The organism is Cellulomonas septica, assembly GCF_012396155.1.
Taxonomy (GTDB): domain Bacteria; phylum Actinomycetota; class Actinomycetes; order Actinomycetales; family Cellulomonadaceae; genus Cellulomonas; species Cellulomonas septica.
In genome coordinates, this window is sequence record NZ_JAAXOY010000758.1 from 1 (window position 1) to 1499 (window position 1499).

General features: G+C 75.5%; 1 protein-coding gene and 2 pseudogenes. All 3 read left to right on the plus strand.

Going from position 1 to position 1499, the window contains the following annotated elements:
* A pseudogene (locus HGA02_RS21285) lies at window positions 1–126 on the plus strand (adenosine deaminase); the annotation flags it as partial.
* Window positions 127–179: 53 nt separating this feature from the next.
* A pseudogene (locus HGA02_RS18885) lies at window positions 180–560 on the plus strand (LysR substrate-binding domain-containing protein); the annotation flags it as partial.
* A gap of 173 nt (window positions 561–733) precedes the next feature.
* On the plus strand, window positions 734–1499 hold a 766-nt coding region (locus HGA02_RS18890), incomplete at its 3' end, for a GMC family oxidoreductase N-terminal domain-containing protein (protein WP_168680880.1).

A 1499-nucleotide genomic window follows, 5' to 3' on the forward strand; every position in this document is an offset into this window, starting at 1 on the left:
GTCGCCGAGCACCCCGTGACGCGCCTCAAGCGCCTCGGCTTCAAGGTGACCGTCAACACCGACAACCGTCTGCAGTCCGGCACCACGCTGTCCCGCGAGCTCACGCTGCTCGTGCAGGAGGCCGGCTCGTCGCGCGCGACGACTTCCGGGCCGTCGTCCGAACCGACCACCCGCTCGTCGACGCCGGTCCGATCCCGCTCGCCGAGCTCGTCGACGACGGCCTGCTCGTGTCCGGGGGCGGGTGCGAGGCCCAGGTCCGACGCCTGCACCGCACCGCCGGCCTGCCGTTCTCCCCGGGACAGCGCGTGCGCGAGCTGGCGACGATGCTCCGCATGGTCGACGAGGGCATCGGGGTGTCCGTCATGCCGAGCCTCGGCGGCGGCCTGCTGCCCGACGGCGTCGTCATGGCCCCGCTCGCGCCCACGCTGACGCGCGACCTCGTCCTCACCGGCCCGACGACCCGCCCGTGGCACCCGCTCGTCCGCGCCCTCGTCGCGGCGGCCGACGAGCACCCGCTCGACGCGACGAGCGAGGCCGTGCCCGCCCTGGCCGGGCGCTGACCCGGTTTCGAGGTCGGCGTCGTCCTGCCGCGGACGTCGTCGGACCGTGCGTCGAGCCCGCAGGACATCGCGGCCGGCACCGCTGAGGGGTGGCAGCGAGGGCAGCGTCCTGCCCGACGCCTATCATCGCCTCGTCCGTGACCGACGCGGGCGAGGCGTGCCGGAGGTCGACGATGACGTCTGCTGGGAGCGACGCGCGCCCGCACGTCGTCGTCGTGGGGTCCGGATTCGGCGGGTCGGTCGCGGCGCTGCGCCTCTCCGAGAAGGGGTACCGCGTCACCGTCGTCGAGGCCGGTCGGCGCTTCACGGCCGAGACGCTGCCGCGGACCTCGTGGGACATGCGCCGGTTCCTGTGGGCGCCGCGGCTCGGCTGCCACGGCATCCAGCGGATCCACGTGCTGCCCGACGTCGTCGTGCTCGCCGGGGCGGGCGTCGGCGGCGGGTCGCTCGTCTACGCGAACACGCTGTACGAGCCGGAGTCGGCCGCGTTCTGGGACGACCCGCAGTGGGCCGGGATCACCGACTGGCGGGACGAGCTGGCGCCGCACTACGACCAGGCCCGGCGGATGCTCGGCGTCGTCGACAACCCGACGGTCACACCGGCGGACCGCGTGGTGCTGGCGGCGGCGCGCGACCTGGGCGTCGAGTCGACGTTCCGGCGGGCGCCCGTCGGCGTCGTGTTCGGGCCGCCGGGAGCGCCGGTCGCCGACCCGTTCTTCGGCGGCGTCGGGCCCGAGCGTCGCGGCTGCCTCGAGTGCGGCGAGTGCATGACCGGGTGCCGGCACGGCGCCAAGAACACGCTCGAGACCAACTACCTGTGGCTGGCCGAGCGCGCGGGTGCGCGGATCGTCCCGGACACGACGGTGACGTCGCTGGCGCCGCGGCCCGGCGGCGGGTGGACCGTCTCGACCGTGCCGACCGGGCGACGCGGGCCGGTCC